The organism is Flavobacterium geliluteum, assembly GCF_017948595.1.
Taxonomy (GTDB): Bacteria; Bacteroidota; Bacteroidia; order Flavobacteriales; family Flavobacteriaceae; genus Flavobacterium; species Flavobacterium flavipigmentatum.
In genome coordinates, this window is the sequence record NZ_JAGFBV010000001.1 from 216,825 (window position 1) to 236,810 (window position 19,986).

A 19,986-nucleotide genomic window follows, 5' to 3' on the forward strand; every position below is an offset into this window, starting at 1 on the left:
GAATGTCATAAAGTAAAAAGCCGAATCTTTAATTAAGATTCGGCTTTTGTACATTGACAAAGTCATTTAAGACTTTTGACATTAAGACTAACCTAAAAACGGATATCTGTAATCTTCTGGAGTTACAAAAGTTTCTTTTATTGTTCTAGGCGAAGCCCAACGTAATAAGTTTAATGCCGACCCAGCTTTATCATTAGTTCCTGAAGCTCTTGCACCACCAAAAGGCTGCATTCCCACAACAGCTCCCGTTGGTTTATCATTGATGTAGAAGTTACCTGCAGCATTTTGCAATTTTGTTGTAGCTACCTCAATTGCATAGCGATCCTGACTGAAAACAGCTCCCGTTAAAGCATACTCAGAAGTAGTATCTACCAATTCTAAAGTCTCTTCCCATTTGGCATCTTCGTAAACATAAATAGTAATTACGGGTCCGAATAATTCGGTTTCCATTGTCGCGTATTTTGGGTTTGTCGTTACAATAACGGTTGGCTCAATAAAGTATCCAACAGATTTATCATAATTCCCTCCGATGATGATTTCGGCATCAGCATCTTTTTTAGCCTGATCAATAAAACCGGCCAATTTATCAAAAGAACCTTCGTGAATAACCGCTGTAATGAAGTTTCCGAAATCTTCCGGAGAGCCCATTTTCATTGATTTTACATCTGTAATCAATTGTTCTTTTACAGCTGGCCATAAACTTTGCGGAATGTAAGCTCTTGAGGCTGCAGAACATTTTTGACCTTGAAACTCAAATGCACCACGAGTAATTCCTGTTGTCACTTGTTTTACATTTGCGCTTGGATGTGCAATGATAAAATCTTTACCACCAGTCTCACCAACGATTCTTGGATATGTTTTATAATGATGAATATTGGCTCCAATTTTTGCCCAAATGTCTTTGAATACGTGAGTTGATCCTGTAAAGTGAACTCCCGCAAAATCGCGACTTGCCAAAACAGTATCTGTAATCATTAGAGCGTCTCCAAAAACAACGTTAATAACGCCATCAGGAACACCTGCTTCTTTAAAAACTTCAATAATAATTTTTGCAGAAAAAACTTGACTGTCACTTGGCTTCCAAACGACCACGTTCCCCATCATTGCTGCGCTTGCTGGAAGATTTGCTGCAATAGCGGTAAAGTTGAAAGGCGTAATAGCGTAAACAAAACCTTCCAGAGGTCTGTATTCTAGGCGATTCCAAGTTGTAGAGTCAGATTTCGGCTGGTCTCCGTAAATTTGAGTCATAAATTCTACGTTATAACGTAAAAAGTCGATCAATTCGCAAGAAGCATCAATTTCTGCCTGATGAATATTTTTAGACTGACCAATCATAGTCGCTGCATTAATGCGGGCTCTGTAAGGGCCAGCAATAAGTTCGGCCGCTTTTAAGAAAATAGCAGCACGTTGTTCCCATGCCATATTTGCCCATGCTTTTCTTGACTCAAGTGCGTTTGCAATTGCTTTTTCAATATGTTGTTTTTCAGCTAAGTGGTAGGTTCCCACAATGTGTTTGTGATCGTGCGGAGCTGAAATTGTTTTAGTGTTTCCAGTTTTAATTTCTTCACTACCAATGTACAAAGGAACATCTATTGTAGAGTTCCACATGGAAGTATAGGCTGCCTGAACAGCGGCTTTTTCTGGTGAATTCGGTGCGTAACTTTTTACAGGCTCGTTTACCGCTTTTGGTACATGAAAGAATCCTTTTAGCATGTTATTAAAATTAGATAATTAGACAATTTATGAGCAAGAGGATTCGTTTTGTTACGAAAAATCTAATGCAGCACAAAAGTACAAAGTACAAATTAATAATTTGACAATTTTATGATTAAGATAACGATAAAAAAGATAGTTTTTGAATAAAGCCTTAGTTTATGGCAAAAGGAGCACACATTCTAAAGGTAGGAACAATTACCTTAAAGATTTTGGTGGTCGTAAAATTAATCATATTAAAATGACCTTTCATTGCGCCATAAGGAGACGATAAGAGGCAACCTGAACTATAAGTATGATTTTCTCCGGGTTTAAGAACGGGTTTTTTGCCGATAACGCCTTCTCCATCAACGACTTCTAGGTCGTTTAAGGAATCGAAAATTTCCCAGTGGCGAGAAGTTAGTTGTACCGAATCTTTGCTGTGGTTTTCTATGGTAACCACATAACTAAAGGCAAAATGAATCTTATAGTTCTTGAAGTAAGTACCTTCAAAACTAGTTAGAACCGATATCTTTATGCCTCTTGTAATTTGAGAAACCATACTAATGTAGTATATATGTGTGCGTTATAACTGCAAATTTACAAAAAAAAATGATTCGATCGAAATCCTTTTAACAATGTTTTAATTGATGATATTGATCGAGTTAGCATTTCCTTTTCCAATAATGCGCTCATATCGGTCATTACTTTCTCTGTAATACACCAAAATAGTGTACTCATTTTCGGTTTGGTAAAAGTTTCCGTCAATGGCATTTTCGTAATCAACTTGTCCATTTTTATCCGCTACCGTAAACTGAAAATTAGTAAAACCTTGTTTGATCATAACGGCTTTTTCGTAAGTGCCTTTATCCGAATTATAATCCATCTTGTACTCGGGCGTCAAATTGTAATTATTAAACATTCCGGTGATATAAATGTCTTTGTTAAGTCTAAAAGCGGGTGCCGAGAGACTAAAGTAAACCCACGCATAATCAGCTTCGATGGCGTTATCAGAGCCGTTGATGTTTTTAACCAAAAAATTTCCATTTATATCTTGGTTTAAGGTATAAATAAGGTTTGCTCTGGCTGGACTTGTGAATAAAAAAGAGCTGTAAATGTCACTATTCAAACCCACTTTTCCAATGTTATTGCTAACTGTACGAATGTCTTTGTTCTCAAAGTATAAATATTCATTTCCGGCCCAGAATTGTGTTTCGGCATCATATTTATAAACCAATTGATTGCCTAAAGTATATTGTGGAACGATATTTTTTATAGAAGTATTGAAGTCTCCATTTTGCATCAAAAATATTTTTATACTTTTTATAGGATTTTGAAAGACAATATCGTTAGAATTTACGGTAAAATCAAGATTATGTTTATGATCAATATTACTAAGGTTTCGGCTTCGTTTGACCTGAGCGCTAACTGTTGCGCGATTTTCGTACAATAATAATTTTCTCGAAAAAACAACTTCTCTGTCTTCGTTTAAGATCTTCAGCATATAGTTACCTGAAATACGCAATTGAGTCGTAAATTGATTAGGAAAAGATAGTTTGTAATGTGAATAATTTTGAAGCGTATTGAATGAATTCAAATAATTCATAATCCTTTGATTATCCATTCCTGCGATGTAATCATTCTTCAGAATATCGGTTGGTTTCCAGTTATAGTCGCAATGAATGATTTCAAAATAATAATTAGCCTCATTGCCAAATAAATCATCAAATTGCAATTCAAATTCAGAACCTAACTCAAAAATAGGCACAACATTACTGCCATTTTGAACAAATGTCACTGTTTTGATATTGTATGGAGGAGCAACTTCGGTCTGTATTACCTGAGCTGTAGCCGAAGAAAAAATAAAAAGCAGCAGTATTTTTTGATACAAAAATTTTACCATCATATTATGTTGTAAGATTGTAAATATAACAATTTTATGTAACGTAAGAAGAGGCTGCGTTTTAATGCTTTTAAAAATAAAATGTATTAAGAGCTTAAAATGTATTCTAAATTGGCTTCTATCTCGTTGCTGATGTAGCTTTCTTCTAAAAGCGAATCCGAAAGCAGCTTTTTGTTTTCCTGTAATTTGATTATCTTTTCTTCGACCGTATTTTTAGAGATAAAACGAATAACATTGACCTTGTTTAATTGTCCAATTCGATGTGCTCTTCCCACACCTTGCTTTTCGGCAAAAGGGTTCCACCACGGGTCTAAAAACAAAACATACGATGCTTTGGTAATATTCAGTCCAACGCCGCCAGCTTTTAGCGAAATAAAAAAGAACAAAGTATTTTCGTTTTCCTGAAACTGGTTTACTTGCTGCTCTCTTTTTTTGGTATTGGTTTCCCCTGTGATTTCGCAAAAATCAATTTTGTTTTCTTTGCACCAAGAAGTGTAAAAACTCAAATTAGTAACAAAGGAGCTAAAAATGATGGTTTTTTGTTTTCCTTTCACCAGATTTTCTAGATAATTGGTGACTGCAATATATTTTCCGGAATCAATTTCAGACTCGTTATCGATCATTTTCGGGTGATTGCTTAGTTGTCTCAACTTCATCAAAGTGTTGATGATGCTAATTTTGTCAGGGCTAAAACCATCTGTTTTTAATAAAAAATTCCGGGCTTTTGATTTTTCTTTTTCGTATAATTTCTCCTGCTCAGGATCCATATTACAATAATAAATTTGTTCTGATAATTCGGGTAAGTCCTTCAAAACCTGTTCTTTGGTTCTTCTTAAAATGTAAGGCTGAATAAGTGTTTTTAATTCAGCCAAACTATTCTCGTCCTGCTTTTTTTCGATCGGAATTTTAAAATTTTCTGTAAAAAAAGCATAACTCCCCAAAATATCCGGATTGATAAATTGCATTTGCGACCACAAATCGTCTAAGGAATTTTCGATTGGTGTACCGCTCAATGCAATCTTATGAGCCGTATTTATTTGATTAATCGCTTTAAAAATTTTAGAGTTTTTGTTTTTAATGTATTGACTTTCGTCTAAAATTAAGTAACGGAAATTATATTTTTCTAAAATTGCAATATCGCGGTGAACAATATTGTAGCTGGTAAAAATCAAATCTGATGAAGCCAACTTATGCGACAATAGTTTTCTGTCATTGCCAACATATTGCATTTTTGAAAAATGCGGCGTAAACTTTTGAGCCTCGTTGTACCAGTTAAAAACCAGTGACGAAGGCAAAACGATTAAGGTTTTTAGAGGTTCTCTTTCTACAACAGTTTCATTTTGAAACAAATCAAAGTTTGTTGTCTTCGTTGTAAAGCCTAATTGCTCTTGCACTGCAACCAGAACGGCTAAGGTTTGTAATGTCTTTCCAAGTCCCATATCATCGGCCAGGCAAGCCCCCAAATTCGAGTTAAAATGTCCTAAAAGCCATTTTACACCCTCAATTTGATACGGTCTTAAAGTCGCTTTTAGCAATTCAGAGGCAGTATATTCTGCATTATAAATTGGAGTTGAGGTTGTTTTTAGTTCCGGAAATGCATCCAAAACTGCAAAATTATTTTTACGCAAAAGAAGGTTTCCATTTTCAGTTTTGGCTAATTTGGCTAGCGAACTGTATTTGGTGAGCCATTCTAAAGGGATCAGAAAATAACTGCCGTCAGGCAACAAAAAGAGTCTTTCTTTGCTTTTTATGTTTGTGATAATTTCGCTAAAGCTAAAACTAAATGTACCGCTGGTAATGATTATTTTTACATCAAACCAATCTTCTTTTGTTGTTGCTGTAGAAGAGGAAATAATAGCCTTTTCTGTACTGATTTCTTTACTTTCGAGTTTTAAATTTTCTATTGTAAATCCCAGATTTTTTAGAGCTTCTTTATGATCAATAATAAACTGAATATTGGCGTACGGATCATGAATTTCTTCATCACGACTGCATCCAAACAATTCATTTTTAATTTTTAATAGTCCAATTTCGAGTAATTTGTTGGTGTACAAATTTTCATCAGAATTTCTTTTGTGTTGAATTATTCTGGGTTCATTTGAAATACTAAAATCAACAAAAGTATGTTTTGTTTTTGTTTTATTGGCATCAAATAAATAGCCATCATAATCAAAACAAAGCGTGATATAATAACAGTTTTTAAAAAAATCATAAACAGATTGCAGCGTACACGAAGTAATTTTATCGCGATGCTCGATTTCAAAACCGGTGGCTTCGATGTCTATTTTTTTGGCAATTTCTGGAATAAAATTTTTAAAATAAGTATCAACTAGTTTTGAGGGTATTTCAATTGATTTTTTCTTTAAAAAAGGCGAGAGTTTTTTAGCATTCAGGTCTTTTAATTGCCCTAATTTCTTGTCGATAATCAACCAGCCAGGTTCATCCAAAAGAATAGTTATGCTGCTATCCATTGGCGAAAATAACGTTTGGTTTTCTTTTAAAGAAAGTGTGTATGTAATTCCTTCGGAATGTTTTTCAAATTGAATTTGAGGTTCTAAATAAAGCGCAGCTGTAGCAACTCTGGATCGATAAAAATCCTTTTCAACGCCCATATTGACAGACAATGGAAATTTTTCTTCTACAATCAGAGTGTAAAATATGTTCAAATTTGTTTTTAAATGCTGGCGAATGGCAAACTCAATTTTGGCATCTTTTTGCAAATCAGCAATTGTTTTTGCCGATTTGATTTTGGTACTGAATTTCTTGAAAATAAACTCAGATTTTAAAGACTCGCAAACAGTGAGTATTTTTTTTGTACTGGCATCTAAATTTTCAAAAACAATTCCGAAACTTTCCAGTACATCCGGACTTGCTTTTTTATTTAAATATTTAATTTCATCCGTATGCTCAAGAATGTAAGCTGTTGGAATATAAGTATCCAGGTTTTTATCTAAACCGATGTCAAAACAAAATTGAAATGATTTCGAAGGTTCCAAGTTGAGGGATTTGGTTGGGGTGTAATTTAGGAAATTATCTAAAATTAAAAAGTTTTCAAAATAGCAATAAATTGAAAACTTTTTAAATGAACTTATATTATTTATAGGATGAAAATAGGGTTTAATTTTCCGGTTTAAAGCATAGTGGGATAATTTCACCTTTTGCCAAACAGTATTTTTCAACCATTTCAGGCGTCATCTTATTGGTGTAATCTTCTTCAATAACAATAAAACCAATGCTTCTTAACTTGTCAAAATAATCCCGACCGTAGATGCGAACGTGATCGTATTGTCCGAATATTTTAGCACGCTCTTTTTGGTCGGTAATTGTATCGTCTGCAAAAGTTACTGCTCTTGATAAATCTTGCGGAATTTGCAAAACGGCCATTCCACCTGGTTTTAAAACGCGAAACAATTCCTGCATGGCTTTTGTATCATCCGGAATGTGTTCTAAAACGTGGTTACACAAAATCACATCATATTCATTATCTTTAAAAGGCAAATTACAAATATCGGCTTTTACATCTGCCAGAGGCGAAAGTAAATCTGTTGTTGTATAATCAAGATTCTTTTGTTTGCGGAACAATTTGTAAAAAGCTTGTTCGGGCGCAAAATGGAGTACTTTTTTGGGTGCTGTAAAAAAATCGGTTTGGTCGTTTAAGTACAACCAAAGCAAACGATGTCTCTCCAGCGAAAGCGTGCTTGGCGAAAGCACATTGTTACGCTGTTTTCCGTATCCGTAAGGCAAAAAACTTCTAAAACTTTTTCCGTCAATCGGATCAGTATATTTGCTTCCTTTTAATGAAAGAGCCAAAATCGGACGAGCTACATAACTCAAACGAATTAATAATGGGCGTGGAATAGTGTTAAGTACTAATTTGAAAAGTTTTTTCACAGGATTAGATTCGGGTTTTTATTTATAGGACTAATGGCACTTTTCTAAATTCATCTTCTTCGTTGCTTTCGATTCCGAGTGCTTTATAGACGTAATAGAAAGTCGATAAAATTTCTGGTTTTCCGTCTACTAAAGCAACATCATGCTCAAAATGGGCACTTGGTTTTCCGTCGGCAGTTAGGATTGTCCAGCCATCTTTTAGTTGTTTGATGTTTCTTGTTCCCATGTTTATCATCGGTTCAATCGCAACCACCATACCTTCAACAAAAAGTTTTCCGCGACCTTTTTTTCCGTAGTTTGGCATTTCTGGTTCTTCGTGCATTTTTTGCCCTAAACCGTGTCCTACCAATTCGCGTACAACCCCGTAACCGTGAGATTCTGTATATTTCTGAATCGCATTTCCAACATCTTCCACACGATTTCCAGCTTTAAATTCTCTAATTCCTACGTACAAAGATTCTTTGGTTACCTGCAATAGTTTTTTGGTTTCAGGAGCAACTTCTCCAATTTCAAAACTGTAAGCGTGATCACCGTGATATCCGTTTTTATAAGCGCCACAATCTACAGAGATCACATCGCCACTTTTTAAAGGTGTATTGTTCGGAATTCCGTGTACAACTTGGGCGTTTGGGCTCATGCAAAGCGAATTCGGGAAGTCATACAACCCCAGAAAACTAGGTACCGCTCCGTGGTCACGAATAAATTCCTCGGCCAGTTTGTCCAGATATAATGTGGTAACTCCTTCTTTTATCTCAGAAGCAATCATACCTAAAGTTTTAGAAACGATCAACGCACTTTCGCGCATCAACTCGATTTCTTCACGTGATTTTACAATAATCATAATTTCGGATTTTCAGTTGGCAAAAGTACAATTTTAATATTATTCTTTTTGTTTTTGATTTTGAATTTAATTTCAACAAATAATTTTTAAAAACCGCTAAATGTTACGTATTCCATTCGGCTCAAAAGTGTTTTCAAATTTTAATTGGCAGAAAAGCCGTAAATTAGCGAAAGAATGAATTTTTTAATTATGAAAACCACTGCAGATCAAGAAATTATATCCAAACAAAAGGCTTTGAATAAAATGAAAAACAATGCTTTGGCGCTTTTAGGAGTTGCCGTATTGCTTTTTATAGTAGCCATTTATTTTAAAATTCCGATGCTACAGGCTTTTAGCGAAGCTGCAATGGTAGGTGGAATTGCAGATTGGTTTGCGGTGGTTGCGCTGTTTCGCCATCCATTGGGAATCCCTATTTGGCACACGGCGATTATTCCTTTAAAGAAAAACGAAATTGGCGAAAACCTAGGCAGTTTCGTTTCGGAAGAATTTCTAAACCGTGAAAAATTAGAAATCAAATTAGAAGAATTTAATTTTGCAACAAAAGCTTCAGAGTGGTTATCAGAAAAAGAAAATGCTGTTAAAATTGCCAATCTGGTCGCAGTCAATATTATTCCGGGTATTTTAAAAACCATCAACGACGAAGATATCAAGCATTTTATTCAAATTCAATTTAAAGAAAAACTCGAGGCAATTAATTTTGGAGATTGGGTAGCTTTGGCATTAGAACCGTTGCAAAAAGGACAATTGAAAGAACAAATGCTAACCAATATTATAGATGTTTTGTGCAACGAACTCATCGATAATAAAGATTTGATTCGAAAAAAAGTAAAAGAATCAACGCCAATTTTGACCTTTGGCTTAGCCGATAAAAGCATTTCAGAAGGTGTTTTTAATGGTTTGTATGATTTCTTGAATGAAGCCAAAAATCCAGAAAGCGATATACGCGCCAAGATTGACCAATATGTGTATGATTTTCTCGATAAAGTAAAAAATTCAGAGGAAATGAGGGGTAAAATCAATAATGTAATTTTAGGTTTTGCCGGAAAAAAAGAAGTTCAGGATTACATCAACGGAATTTGGGATGAAATAAAAACGTCCATCCATCATGATTTAGATAAAGGAGATCAGTCTTCTATAAAAAATAATATTTCCAATCTGATTCAGACTTTTGGAAAAGGCATTAAAGAAGATCATGCTATGCTGAATAAGATCAATAATTTTATCAAAAATGATGTGCTTTCGGTGCTGATTAATAATAAAAAAGTAATTGGAGATTTGATTGCTTCAACCGTAAAAAGTTGGGATGGAAAAGAAGTTTCTGAAAAATTAGAATTAGAAATAGGGAAGGATTTACAGTACATCAGAATCAACGGAACGCTTGTTGGCGGGCTAATCGGGCTCGTAATTTATGCTTTCGAGTCCGTCTATCATCACTTTGTATTGTAATCCCAAAAGTGATATGAGTTATGATAAACCCATATCACTCATGAGAATAACAGCAACCTTTAATCAGGATTTGCCATGATTTTAAAAAGCTCTGAATTGGACATGTAAAATCTGTTTTCGAGCGCAATAGAAGCCAGTTTTGCACTTACAAGGTTGTTCTCTCGCGTGTTAATTAAAAACAAAGAACTTTCTCCAAACGAAAATAGACGTTCCTCTGAGTCCAGCATGGTAATATTATTTTCTACCAGATCTTTTGCTAACTTTTTTTGCTTTAACAGCGAATTAATTTCAGTTTTTTGGGCATTTATTTTATTGGTCAGCTGAGTTTTCTCTAAAGCTAGAGCAAATTGGCTTTCTTGAACTTTATATTTTGCCAATTTCAAACTTCCTCGTTCTTTTCTTAAAAATAAAGGGAAGTAAAATTCTAAGCCAATTTTATAATCATCAAAACGATAATTGTCGATGTAGCTTGGTTCTGATAAATAGGAGTAACCTACATTGATTTTCGGCAAAAGCATATTTTGCTTCAGATCTTTTTCTACATTCAAAATGTCTATTTTGTTTTGCAAAGCATTTAATTTTGGATGTGTTTCCGGATTAAAATCGTTTTGCAACAAATCATTTGTTTTTAACGTTTCCTGCAATGTAGCTTCGAGCGCAGTTTCCGGCACCAGTTCTTCAGAAATTTCTAACGGAATATTGTTTTCCAGCCACATAAAATTGGACAATTCTAGTTTTGCTTTGGCTAGTTTTAATTTAGAATCTTCTAGACTTAATGCTCGGTTTTTTACTATAATTCCGGCTTCAATGCTATCTATGGCAGGTTTATCGCCTTGCGTAATTAAGGATTTTATTCCTTCCAAACGTATTTCAGCATTTTTGTTGTAATTTTCGTAAAGTTTCATTTCTTCAAAATTCTTTTTCCAATTAAAATAAGCAATTGAAGCATCGTACAAAACGTTTACGGCTTGCAATTTTCTTTCAGAATCACTTAGTTTTATCTGAATTTTAGCTTTGCGAACATCAGCCATTCTCTGGTTGATTAATAATCCCTGACCAATCGGAACGCTGATTCCAAAAGAAGTTAATCCTTGATTTGGGGTCGTATTTTCGGGATTTAGATAAACACCTTCGTTATTATCAAAACCTGCTTTTAACTCAATTCCGTACCAGGTTGGTATTTTAAAACTACTGTTTAGAATAGAATAATATTCTTTATCCTTAAATTGTTTTTGACTAAAATCGACTTCAATTTTGGGGTCAAAACCACCTCGGGCCATCATCAAATTGGCTTGTGCTTTACTTATTTCTAAATTCGCATTTTTTACCAAAGGATGGTATTTTTTTACATATCCAAGAAACTCATTGTAGGTAAGTTCTTTAGAAATGGGTTGCTGGCCAAAAACGGTACAAGCCAAAAAAAGAAAAGCGATACATATTGGTTTCATTATTTTTTTTCTTTAGTTACTTTTTCTCCACTTTTATAATAATTAGGAGGAAATCCGTTTAAGGTTCTCCAAATTTCAAACCAAATTGGTACTGTATCCAATAGTGCAATTGTTTGAGCACCAGAGCCAATGCTCAATTGTTTTGGCCAATGTGCTTCGTTTGGATCTGGGGCAATTAAGATTCTGTATTTACCATTTTCACTTATAAAATTTTCGATAGCAACCACTTTCCCTCCAAAAGTACCATAGGAAATATCCGGCCATCCTGAAAATACAATAGTAGGCCAACCGTCGAACCAAATGCGTATTTTTTCTCCTTTTTTAATCAGAGGTAAATCAATCGGGTTGATAAAAGTTTCTACTGCAATATCGTACTGAGAAGGCATAATGGTTACAATTGGCGTTCCTTCTTTTATAGTTTCGCCCAAACCTGCCTGCAATGCTCGGTTGATATAGCCACTTTGAACCGCTCTGATGTAGTACATTCCGTTTCGTAAACTGTAATTGGCGTACTGATTTTCTAATTTACTCACCTGAGCTTCTGTATCAAATTTATTACTCAAAGTCGTAAACTGATCGCTTTTTGCTTTGGATATTTTTTCAGCATATTCAGCGCCAATTCGGTTGATTTCAACCTGAGCATTGATAAATTCATTTTTGCTGGTGAGATATTTGTTTTCCTGTGTAATAATTTTAGCATCAACATCTTGTAATTTCAAGCGTTTTTCCTCGACATCGGTCAGCGGTTTCAAACCTTCTTTGTTCAGTTGTACAGAACGGTTGTATTGTGTATTCGCAATTCTCAATTGTGTTTTTGCAGCCACAAGATCCATGCTGTCACTTTTTATTTTTAAGATCGATTGTTTGACCTTGTTTCGGGCTTGCTCAAGTTTTAATATTTTTTCGTTTTCTATAGATTGAATTTGAGTCGAAAGCGTATTCACTTTATCATCATAAGATTCTAGCGAATTCTTTTTTGCATCAACCTGATTTTTGGTATTTGCAACCAAATTAGGATCCATGTAATCCTCTTTTATTTCAGAAATAAACAAAATGGTATCACCTTTTTTTACAAAATCGCCTTCTTGTACGTACCATTTTTCAATTCTACCCGAAATAACACTCTGTATCGATTGTGGTCTTTGGTTGGGTTTTAAAGTCGTTACAGAACCCGATCCCGAGATATTTTGTGTCCATGGCAGGAAAAGAGCAACGATTCCTAAAATGGATGTACCTATTATTATTTTATTTAAAATTCTGAAATGAGGCCTGTTGCTGAGGTTTTTTACAGTCTCGTAGTGATCAAGTGGCTGTAGTTTTGTTTTATTGTCAGATATGTTTAGCATGGCGTATTGTTTTTTTGATCAAGTAATATAATGCCGTTCTTCATCGTTATTTTTCGTGTCGCTTTTGTTTTCCAATACGGATTTTTAGAGGAAACAATAATCGTCCATTTGTTTTTATCAGAAGTGATAAAATCAATAATTTCATTAGCAGCATTTTCATCCATCGTGTCTGTCGGATCTTCATAAAAAAGCACTTTTGGCTTATGAATAATACTTCGTGCCAGTAGGATTTTCTGAGCATTAGAAGAAGATAATTGTTTCCCTTCCGGATAAATATGGGTTTCTAAACCTTTTGGCTGTAATTTTATAAATGAGCTTAGCTGAACGCCATCAAGGGCCCATTTTAAGTCTTCAGAACTTATTGCCGGGTTATTAAAAGTGATGTTTTCTAAAATTGTTCCTTCAAATGGGGTTTCATTATGAATGATACTTCCAATTTGCGAGCGATATTGTTTTAAACTTATTTTTCTAAAAGTATCATCGTTGATATAAAAAGCACCAGAATTCTGTTTTAATAAACCTGATAATAATCGGATGAGTGTTGTTTTTCCCGAACCATTTTCGCCTTCAATTACAATTCTTTCACCTTGTTCTATTTTAAGAGAGATAGAATCCAGCGTGTTGGTTGGAGAATCCGGAAACTTAAATTTTAAATTTTCAGTTTCTAAAGTGATGTTGTTGTAGCAAATTTCGTTTTGCAAATCGGTATTTTCTTCTAATTCTAAATCCGTTACTTGGCCTATTTTTTCAACAGAAGTCAAAACGTCATAAAAACTCTCAAGACCAAGGATGATTTTTTCAACAGAATTAATGACCAATAAAATGATGATTTCTGCGGCTACAAACTGCCCAATATTCATCTGTTGGCTCAATACCAAATATCCTCCAATAGACAGTAAACCCGCCGTAATGATAATCTTGAAAATGATTAGTTGTGTAAATTGCTTTTTGATAACGTTGAAATGTTTCTCTCGATAATTGATATAGTCAGTCACTATAGAATTGTTTTTTTGAAGTGCAAAATCATAGTTTAATTCATTTCTGAAACTAAAATTATTGCGGGCCATTTCTTGCAGCCAACCTGCCACTTTATATTTGAATTTAGATTCTTTCAAACTGGTTTCTAAACCAGATCTGTACGAAAATTTAAAAATAAAGTACAAAAGCAAGAACAATAAAAGTCCAAAGACAATAAAATAAGGATGGTACAGCGACAGTAATATGATTCCGAAAGTAATTTGCAGTAAAGCAGCCGAAAAATCAATTAATAATTTTGAAGTTCCTTTTTGGATGGTCATAGTGTCAAAAAAACGATTCGTTAATTCTGGTAAATAAGTGCCATATAATTCGACTGATTTTATTTTTGGCAAACGACCAGCAAACTCAAAAGAGGAGCGCACAAATATTTTTTGCTGTAAGTTTTCTGTGATTCGTAATTGCATCAAAGAGAGAACGCCTACAAGCGCAACCCCGGCAACAACAAGTATAATTAGCACAATCCAAGAGGCACTAACTCTTCCGGATTGTATAAAAGTAATAATTGCCTGAATTCCCAGCGGAAGCGATAAACTGATTAATCCAGCAAAAATAGCATAGAAAAAAATCTGATAAATATCTTTTTTGTCTAGCCTGAGTAAGTTGTAAAATCTTTTTAGTGGTGTCATATTGTTTTTATAATTAGCGCAAAGCGTTTTCTGCAAGGTTGAGGTAAAATTGAGTTGTTGTCACAGTTTCATTACAATCTGTAATTGTTTTTAGATGATCTGTTAGAAAATGTTGGTGCAAACTTCCTTCCACAATAGTTGAAACTAATGATCTTGCAAACGGATATTCGGGATTTACTTCTTTTACAATCAGAACAATTCGATTGATAACTCTTTTGTATATTAAGAAAAAACCTTCTTTGTTTTCCTGATCAACTTCTTTAGTATGCAGTGTTTTTGTAAATTCTGCAATTATTATTTTATTGAGGATGGCTTCGTTAATATGATCTGCTAAAGCATCATGCGTTATTTTTTCTGTAACTATGGTAATGGCTTTTTTTAGTTTTTCTTTTTTATCTAAAATATTTGTGGTGCTAAAGACCAGTTTATATTCCATCCAGCTCCAATACCATGAAGATAAATAGACTAGTAGCTTATGTTTGTTTTCGAAATAGCGGTAAATAGAACTTTCGTTAGATCCTATTTTTTCTCCTAATTTTTTAAATGTGAAATTATCAAAACCAATCTCGTCAATGAGGAGAATACTTTGCTCGAGAATTTTTTTTCCCAATGCAGATGTTTCGGGATCTTTTACATAGATCTTTTCGTTGACTTGCATTTTTAAATTTGATAGTATAATTTCCATAAAAGTTATTTAAAATGCAAATATAATAGTATTACTATCAATATAGAAATTTTAACTTTTATTTAGGTAAAAAATAAGCTGCTCTTATAGTAAAAGCAGCTCATGTAAAGTATCTAAAAAAAAGATTTTTTCTATAATAATGAATGACATGTCATAGCATTAGGTTGCGGAATCCCCATCAATTCTAAAATAGTTGGAGCGATGTCACCAAGCACACCATTCTGAATGTTTTTCAAGTGTTTATCGACCAAAATAATCGGCACCGGATTTGTTGTATGCGCTGTATTTGGGCTACCATCAGGATTAATCATGGTTTCGCAATTTCCGTGATCGGCAATTACAATAGTCGTATAATCGTTTTCAAGAGCGGCTTCTATAACCTGTTTAACGCATGCATCAACAGCTTCACAAGCCAAAATTGCGGCGCTCATGATTCCCGTATGTCCTACCATATCGCCATTGGCAAAATTCAGACATACAAAATCTACTTCTCCTTTATTGAGTTCCGGAACAAGGGCAGCTGTAAGTTCAAACGCACTCATTTCGGGTTGTAAATCGTATGTTGCCACTTTTGGAGAATTTCTTAAAATACGGGATTCACCTTCAAAAGGAGTTTCTCGACCACCAGAAAAGAAAAATGTCACGTGCGGATATTTCTCTGTTTCGGCAATGCGTATTTGTTTTTTGCCTGCTTTTTCTAAAACTTCGCCCAAAGTTTCAGTAATATTATCTTTGTTGTAAACTACTTTTACGTTTTGGTACGTTTCGTCGTAGTTGGTTAGCGTTACATAATACAAGTTGAGCTTGTGCATGTTTTGCTCGTGAAAATCCTGTTGCGAAAGTGCTTCAGTAAGTTCACGGCCTCTGTCTGTTCTGAAATTAAAAAAGATCACAACATCGCCTTCTACAATCGTAGCCAGCGGGATTTCATTTTCATCGACCATTATGATCGGTTCAATAAACTCATCCGTTACCTGATTGGCATAACTTTCAAGGACACTTGCAACCGCATTTTTTGATGGAGTTCCGATCGCATTTACGATCAAATCATACGCCAATTTTACGCGCTCCCAACGTTTGTCGCGATCCATGGCATAATAACGACCAATGATCGAAGCAATTTTTACAGGAGTATCTTTGATATAATCTTCTAAATCATGAATGTACTTGGCGCCAGATTTAGGATCAACATCACGACCGTCTGTAAAAGCGTGAACAAAAACATTTTGTAAACCATATTCTTGCGAAGCGTCAATTAATCCGCGTAGATGAGACGTATGTGAGTGAACGCCTCCATCTGAAACTAATCCCACAAAATGTACCTTTTTATGGTTGTCTTTGGCATAAGTAAAAGCATCAATAAGCACTTGTTCTTTTGCGAGCGTTTTATGGGCTACCGCAAGATTTATTTTGGCCAAATCCTGGTACACAATTCTCCCGGCACCAAGATTCATGTGACCTACCTCGCTATTACCCATCTGTCCTTCCGGCAAACCAACGTTTAATCCGTCGGTGCGAAGTTGAGCGCTTGGGTAATTTTTGTACAGGCTGTTTATAAAAGGAACATTTGCATTGTCTATTGCAGATACTTTAGGGTCAGGAGATTTTCCCCAACCATCCAAAATCATAAGGATTACTTTCTTGTTCATTAGTTTTTAGTTTTTACAAAGATAAGCCATTTATAAAACGTGAAGGAAAGCATTTTGACAATTATGTTTTATGAAATTTAGCCCTATAAAAAATATTAATTTAATTGTAGAAGTGTTTATTTTTTAAAATTTATTCATACATAACACTGTTTGTAATCCTGTTTTTGAAGGTATTCGTATCGTGAAATATTTTAGACAAATCAAAAAAAAGTATTTTAAAGATTCTATTGGCTAATGATTTGATATTGATTTTCTCTTGTTATCACGAAAAAAACGAATAAAGTAAAGCCTTAAGAACAAATTTTTTTGAGACCATTGTTTTACTCATCACGAGAGCTGAAAAAGGAAGAATTTTATCTGAAAGCAATTGGTACACTTTTTAAAGTTGATTTATAAAGTTGATTTTTGTATTAATTAATTGTAAATCAAATTGTTGGAAGGTTTAGCTTGTTAAAATTACCCCAAAGGCAATTATTAAAAGCATAAAATTAGCTCATTATATTACTGAATTGTTAAAAATTCATAAAAAAGGGCACTTTTTGTGTCATTAATTTTGCTGGCTATATTTTTTTTATACTTTTGCCAAACCCCAACCTAAGATTAACCTAAAGAAATTCAATGATTTATAAGATTTATCCCGCGCTATTATTTTTGTTTTTGTCGTTTGGCACAGATTCTAAAAATACTTCTGAGACTAAAAAATTAGAAACTAAGACGTTCGCAAAAGTTGATAATTTGACAATTGATGCTAAGATCGAAAGTGTTTATCACATGATAGATTCTAATCATTTTGTACTTCCTGAAATGAAATCTTTTTCGGAAGCCTTAAAAGGTTTTTATTTATTGAAAGAAAAAGGTCTTATCCAAAAAGATATTCTCACTTTGGTAGATTTTAGCCTTTCCTCAAATACAAAACGCCTTTGGGTGATCGATTTAGTAGCAAACAAAATTCTTTTTCACTCGCTTGTAGCACATGGCAAAAATACCGGAGACGAAATTGCTTCTTTTTTTTCGAACCAAAATTCATCCAACAAAAGTAGTTTAGGTTTTTATGCAACAGGAGAAGTTTACCAAGGGAAACACGGGCTTTCGCTTCGTTTGGATGGATTAGAAAAAGGTGTAAATGATAATGCCCGCGAAAGAGCTATCGTTATTCATGGCGCTGATTATGTCTCTGAATCTTTTATAAGAGGTAACAAACGTTTAGGAAGAAGTCAGGGTTGCCCGGCTCTTCCTGTAGAATTAACGAATGCAATTATCGAGGTAATAAAAAACAAATCTTGTTTGTTTATTTACCATCCGTCAAGAAGTTTTGTTTCAGAAGAGAAATTAATTTCGTAGTTTGCTGTACAAATCGGCGTCAAGATTGTAAATATCATTTCTAAAAATCAATTTATTTTTCTCGCTCCAAGCGGTCCAGTACCATTGGTATAATTTGTATTTTTTAGCAATTTTTATATTTGTCGTTTTTTTGGTAGTTATAATCGAATCTATTTTTCGTTTTGGCCAATTGTTTAAGCTGTCATTTAGGATGTGTTGCGCCAATTCCAACGGATTTTCTACCCGTACACAACCAGAACTCAAAGAGCGATTATGTCTGCCAAAATAGTCACGATGATTGGTGTCGTGCAGATAAACGCTATAATTATTAGGAAATAATATTTTCATTAATCCCAAAGAATTATTGTAGCCGGGACTTTGTACGTAGCGATAACTATGTGGCTTTTTAGGATTCCATTCAAAAGGATCTACAATGTCTCCGGCGCTATTGTAAATGGTAATATTTTTACGTGATAAGTAGTTTCTGTTGCGCAGCATTGCAGGCACAACATCTTCTCTTAAAATAGTAGGAGGAACAGTCCAGGTGGGATTAAAAACGACAGTCTTTAGCCTTGATGTTAAAATCGGAGTTCTTCTTTTATAGGTGCCAACAACAACATTTCGTACTACAGTTGTATCATTATTCTCGACAACATTTAAACTGTAGTTCGGAATATTGATAATAAAATAGTTTTTCGAAAAATCATTGGCATACCATCTCCAGCGTTCCAAATTGGCTATAATTTGTTGTTTTCTTTGTTTTTTAGTAAAATTCAAAGCATTCAAAGTTCCTGCGCCAATCACACCATCAGCAGCAAGACCATGTCTTTTCTGAAATCTTTTTATAGATTCGAATGTTTTAGTGTCGTAGATTTTAGTCAGGCTATCTTTTCGTCCTGTGAGATCTTTCCAGTAAAAAAGCCTTTTTTTGATGTTTATTAATGCTGGATTAGTATCGTTTAACGTTATTTTTTCTGCCGATTCAATTTTTTTGATGTTATCGTCAGGAAATTGATCTATTAACTGTAAAGACTTTAATAATTGTTTGTAAGTAAGTGTTTTAGGTTGAATTTTTTCTACAAGACTGTCCAGATGATTTTGGTTGAAATCTTTTATCAGAACAGTATTCACATCAAAAGATTTTTCTTCCAATGCCCAATCTCTGTAAAGTAATTTAGGGTTTAATTTTCCTTTGTATAAATGAGTCAGGTATTTTTCAAAATTATAGGTTAGCATAACGTCGTAATGAGCTAATTGTTTGTCATTAAGACCGCTGATGTTTTTTTCGTACTGAATAAGTTTCGGTACATGATAATCATCAGGATTTAATCCTAATTTTTCAGATTTTTTTAACTGATTTAAAACAAATTTTCTTTTTTTAAGATTTCCCCAAACCGTTTTATTCTCAGAAGAAAGATAAAAAAGTTTTACGTTTTCGTTTTTAAAAGAGTTAATTACAGCAGTATCAATAAGGACTTTTCTTTCATCACTTAAAATAATAGAAGGTGCTTTTTTTGTAACAGGTTCTTCCTTTTTACAACTGGTAATGGCTAAAAGTAATAAGCAAAAGTAAAGTTTATTCATATTTTAATTCTTTATACATTAAATAGTGTTCCCCGACTTCTTTGATATCAAAAGGTTTGCCAACTACCTGATAGCCTAATTTTTCGTAAAATTTTACTGCTGCTGTTCGAGCGTTAAACCATATTGTATTTACTTGATTTTCAATGCAATATTTTTCTGCATGCTTCACCAAAGCTTCGCCAATTCCTCTTTTTTGATGCGTTTCTAAAACTGCCATTCCTCGAATCTGAGCTTGTTTTTGAGCTGCAAATATAGCATTGCTAGTTGAAAATAACGAAATAATTCCTGTAAGATTTTCTTCAGAAAACAAACCAAAATGATGCGTAGTGTTTAAATCGTCACCATCAAAGTGACAACTTTCTATCGGTTTTCCTTTTCTTAAAACAGAATGACGTACAATATGTGTTTCTTTCGGGGTAATTTCTTTAATATTATTCATAATTGACGAGAAAAAAATAAGCGATAACTTTTTAGTTTTAAATAGATTATAAAAAATAGCGCAGTTTATTTGAATTTT

At 34.0% G+C, this 19,986-nt stretch carries 15 protein-coding genes; 2 read left to right on the top strand and 13 right to left on the bottom strand.

All coding sequences use genetic code 11. From position 1 onward, the window contains the following. Positions 1-87: 87 nt before the first annotated feature. From pruA to map, 6 genes are all read right to left on the bottom strand, one after another. Complete coding sequence (pruA, locus tag J3495_RS00905; RefSeq protein ID WP_210664680.1) at positions 88-1,713, bottom strand: L-glutamate gamma-semialdehyde dehydrogenase; 1,626 nt, start codon at positions 1,711-1,713, stop codon at positions 88-90. A gap of 154 nt (positions 1,714-1,867) precedes the next feature. Continuing rightward, positions 1,868-2,254 (bottom strand): Co2+/Mg2+ efflux protein ApaG, encoded by a 387-nt coding sequence (apaG, locus tag J3495_RS00910; RefSeq protein WP_210664681.1) that lies wholly within the window; start codon positions 2,252-2,254, stop codon positions 1,868-1,870. A gap of 81 nt (positions 2,255-2,335) precedes the next feature. After that, entirely contained in the window at positions 2,336-3,595 is a 1,260-nt protein-coding gene (locus tag J3495_RS00915; protein WP_210664800.1) for a type IX secretion system plug protein, read from the bottom strand. 86 nt (positions 3,596-3,681) lie between these two features. Further along, the gene (locus J3495_RS00920) at positions 3,682-6,591 is read right to left on the bottom strand and encodes a DEAD/DEAH box helicase (RefSeq protein WP_210664682.1); all 2,910 of its coding nucleotides are present in this window, start codon (positions 6,589-6,591) and stop codon (positions 3,682-3,684) included. Between the two features lie 121 nt (positions 6,592-6,712). Then, positions 6,713-7,486 (bottom strand): methyltransferase domain-containing protein, encoded by a 774-nt coding sequence (locus tag J3495_RS00925; protein WP_210664683.1) that lies wholly within the window; start codon positions 7,484-7,486, stop codon positions 6,713-6,715. A 22-nt stretch (positions 7,487-7,508) separates the two neighbouring features. Then, complete coding sequence (map, locus tag J3495_RS00930) at positions 7,509-8,327, bottom strand: type I methionyl aminopeptidase (RefSeq protein ID WP_210664684.1); 819 nt, start codon at positions 8,325-8,327, stop codon at positions 7,509-7,511. A 174-nt stretch (positions 8,328-8,501) separates the two neighbouring features. Here map and J3495_RS00935 point away from each other — a divergent pair, with 174 nt between their 5' ends. Continuing rightward, positions 8,502-9,773 carry a DUF445 domain-containing protein gene (locus J3495_RS00935; RefSeq protein ID WP_236025366.1) on the top strand — a complete coding sequence of 424 codons (1,272 nt, stop codon included), beginning with the start codon at positions 8,502-8,504 and terminating at the stop codon, positions 9,771-9,773. 59 nt (positions 9,774-9,832) lie between these two features. Here J3495_RS00935 and J3495_RS00940 read toward each other — a convergent pair whose 3' ends face one another. The 5 genes from J3495_RS00940 to gpmI all read right to left on the bottom strand — a co-directional run bounded on the left by J3495_RS00940 (position 9,833) and on the right by gpmI (position 16,565). After that, positions 9,833-11,221 carry a TolC family protein gene (locus tag J3495_RS00940; RefSeq protein WP_210664685.1) on the bottom strand — a complete coding sequence of 463 codons (1,389 nt, stop codon included), beginning with the start codon at positions 11,219-11,221 and terminating at the stop codon, positions 9,833-9,835. After that, a complete protein-coding gene (locus J3495_RS00945) occupies positions 11,221-12,567 on the bottom strand; it encodes an HlyD family secretion protein (protein ID WP_210664686.1) in 1,347 nt (448 codons plus the stop codon). The genes J3495_RS00940 and J3495_RS00945 overlap by 1 nt, the downstream gene beginning before the upstream one ends. Beyond that, positions 12,561-14,231, bottom strand: a complete 1,671-nt coding sequence (locus J3495_RS00950; protein ID WP_210664687.1) for a peptidase domain-containing ABC transporter — start codon at positions 14,229-14,231, stop codon at positions 12,561-12,563. The genes J3495_RS00945 and J3495_RS00950 overlap by 7 nt, the downstream gene beginning before the upstream one ends. Before the next feature lie 13 nt (positions 14,232-14,244). Then, positions 14,245-14,916 carry a TetR/AcrR family transcriptional regulator gene (locus J3495_RS00955; RefSeq protein ID WP_210664688.1) on the bottom strand — a complete coding sequence of 224 codons (672 nt, stop codon included), beginning with the start codon at positions 14,914-14,916 and terminating at the stop codon, positions 14,245-14,247. A 131-nt stretch (positions 14,917-15,047) separates the two neighbouring features. Further along, entirely contained in the window at positions 15,048-16,565 is a 1,518-nt protein-coding gene (gpmI, locus tag J3495_RS00960; RefSeq protein WP_210664689.1) for a 2,3-bisphosphoglycerate-independent phosphoglycerate mutase, read from the bottom strand. 618 nt (positions 16,566-17,183) lie between these two features. On the opposite strand from gpmI, the gene J3495_RS00965 reads away from it, so the two are divergent. Continuing rightward, the gene (locus tag J3495_RS00965; RefSeq protein ID WP_210664690.1) at positions 17,184-17,906 is read left to right on the top strand and encodes a murein L,D-transpeptidase catalytic domain family protein; all 723 of its coding nucleotides are present in this window, start codon (positions 17,184-17,186) and stop codon (positions 17,904-17,906) included. Here J3495_RS00965 and J3495_RS00970 read toward each other — a convergent pair. Then, positions 17,895-19,469 (bottom strand): L,D-transpeptidase family protein, encoded by a 1,575-nt coding sequence (locus J3495_RS00970; RefSeq protein WP_210664691.1) that lies wholly within the window; start codon positions 19,467-19,469, stop codon positions 17,895-17,897. The genes J3495_RS00965 and J3495_RS00970 overlap by 12 nt on opposite strands. Continuing rightward, positions 19,462-19,908 (bottom strand): GNAT family N-acetyltransferase, encoded by a 447-nt coding sequence (locus J3495_RS00975; protein WP_210664692.1) that lies wholly within the window; start codon positions 19,906-19,908, stop codon positions 19,462-19,464. Before J3495_RS00975 ends, J3495_RS00970 begins: the two co-directional genes overlap by 8 nt. Positions 19,909-19,986: the final 78 nt, after the last annotated feature.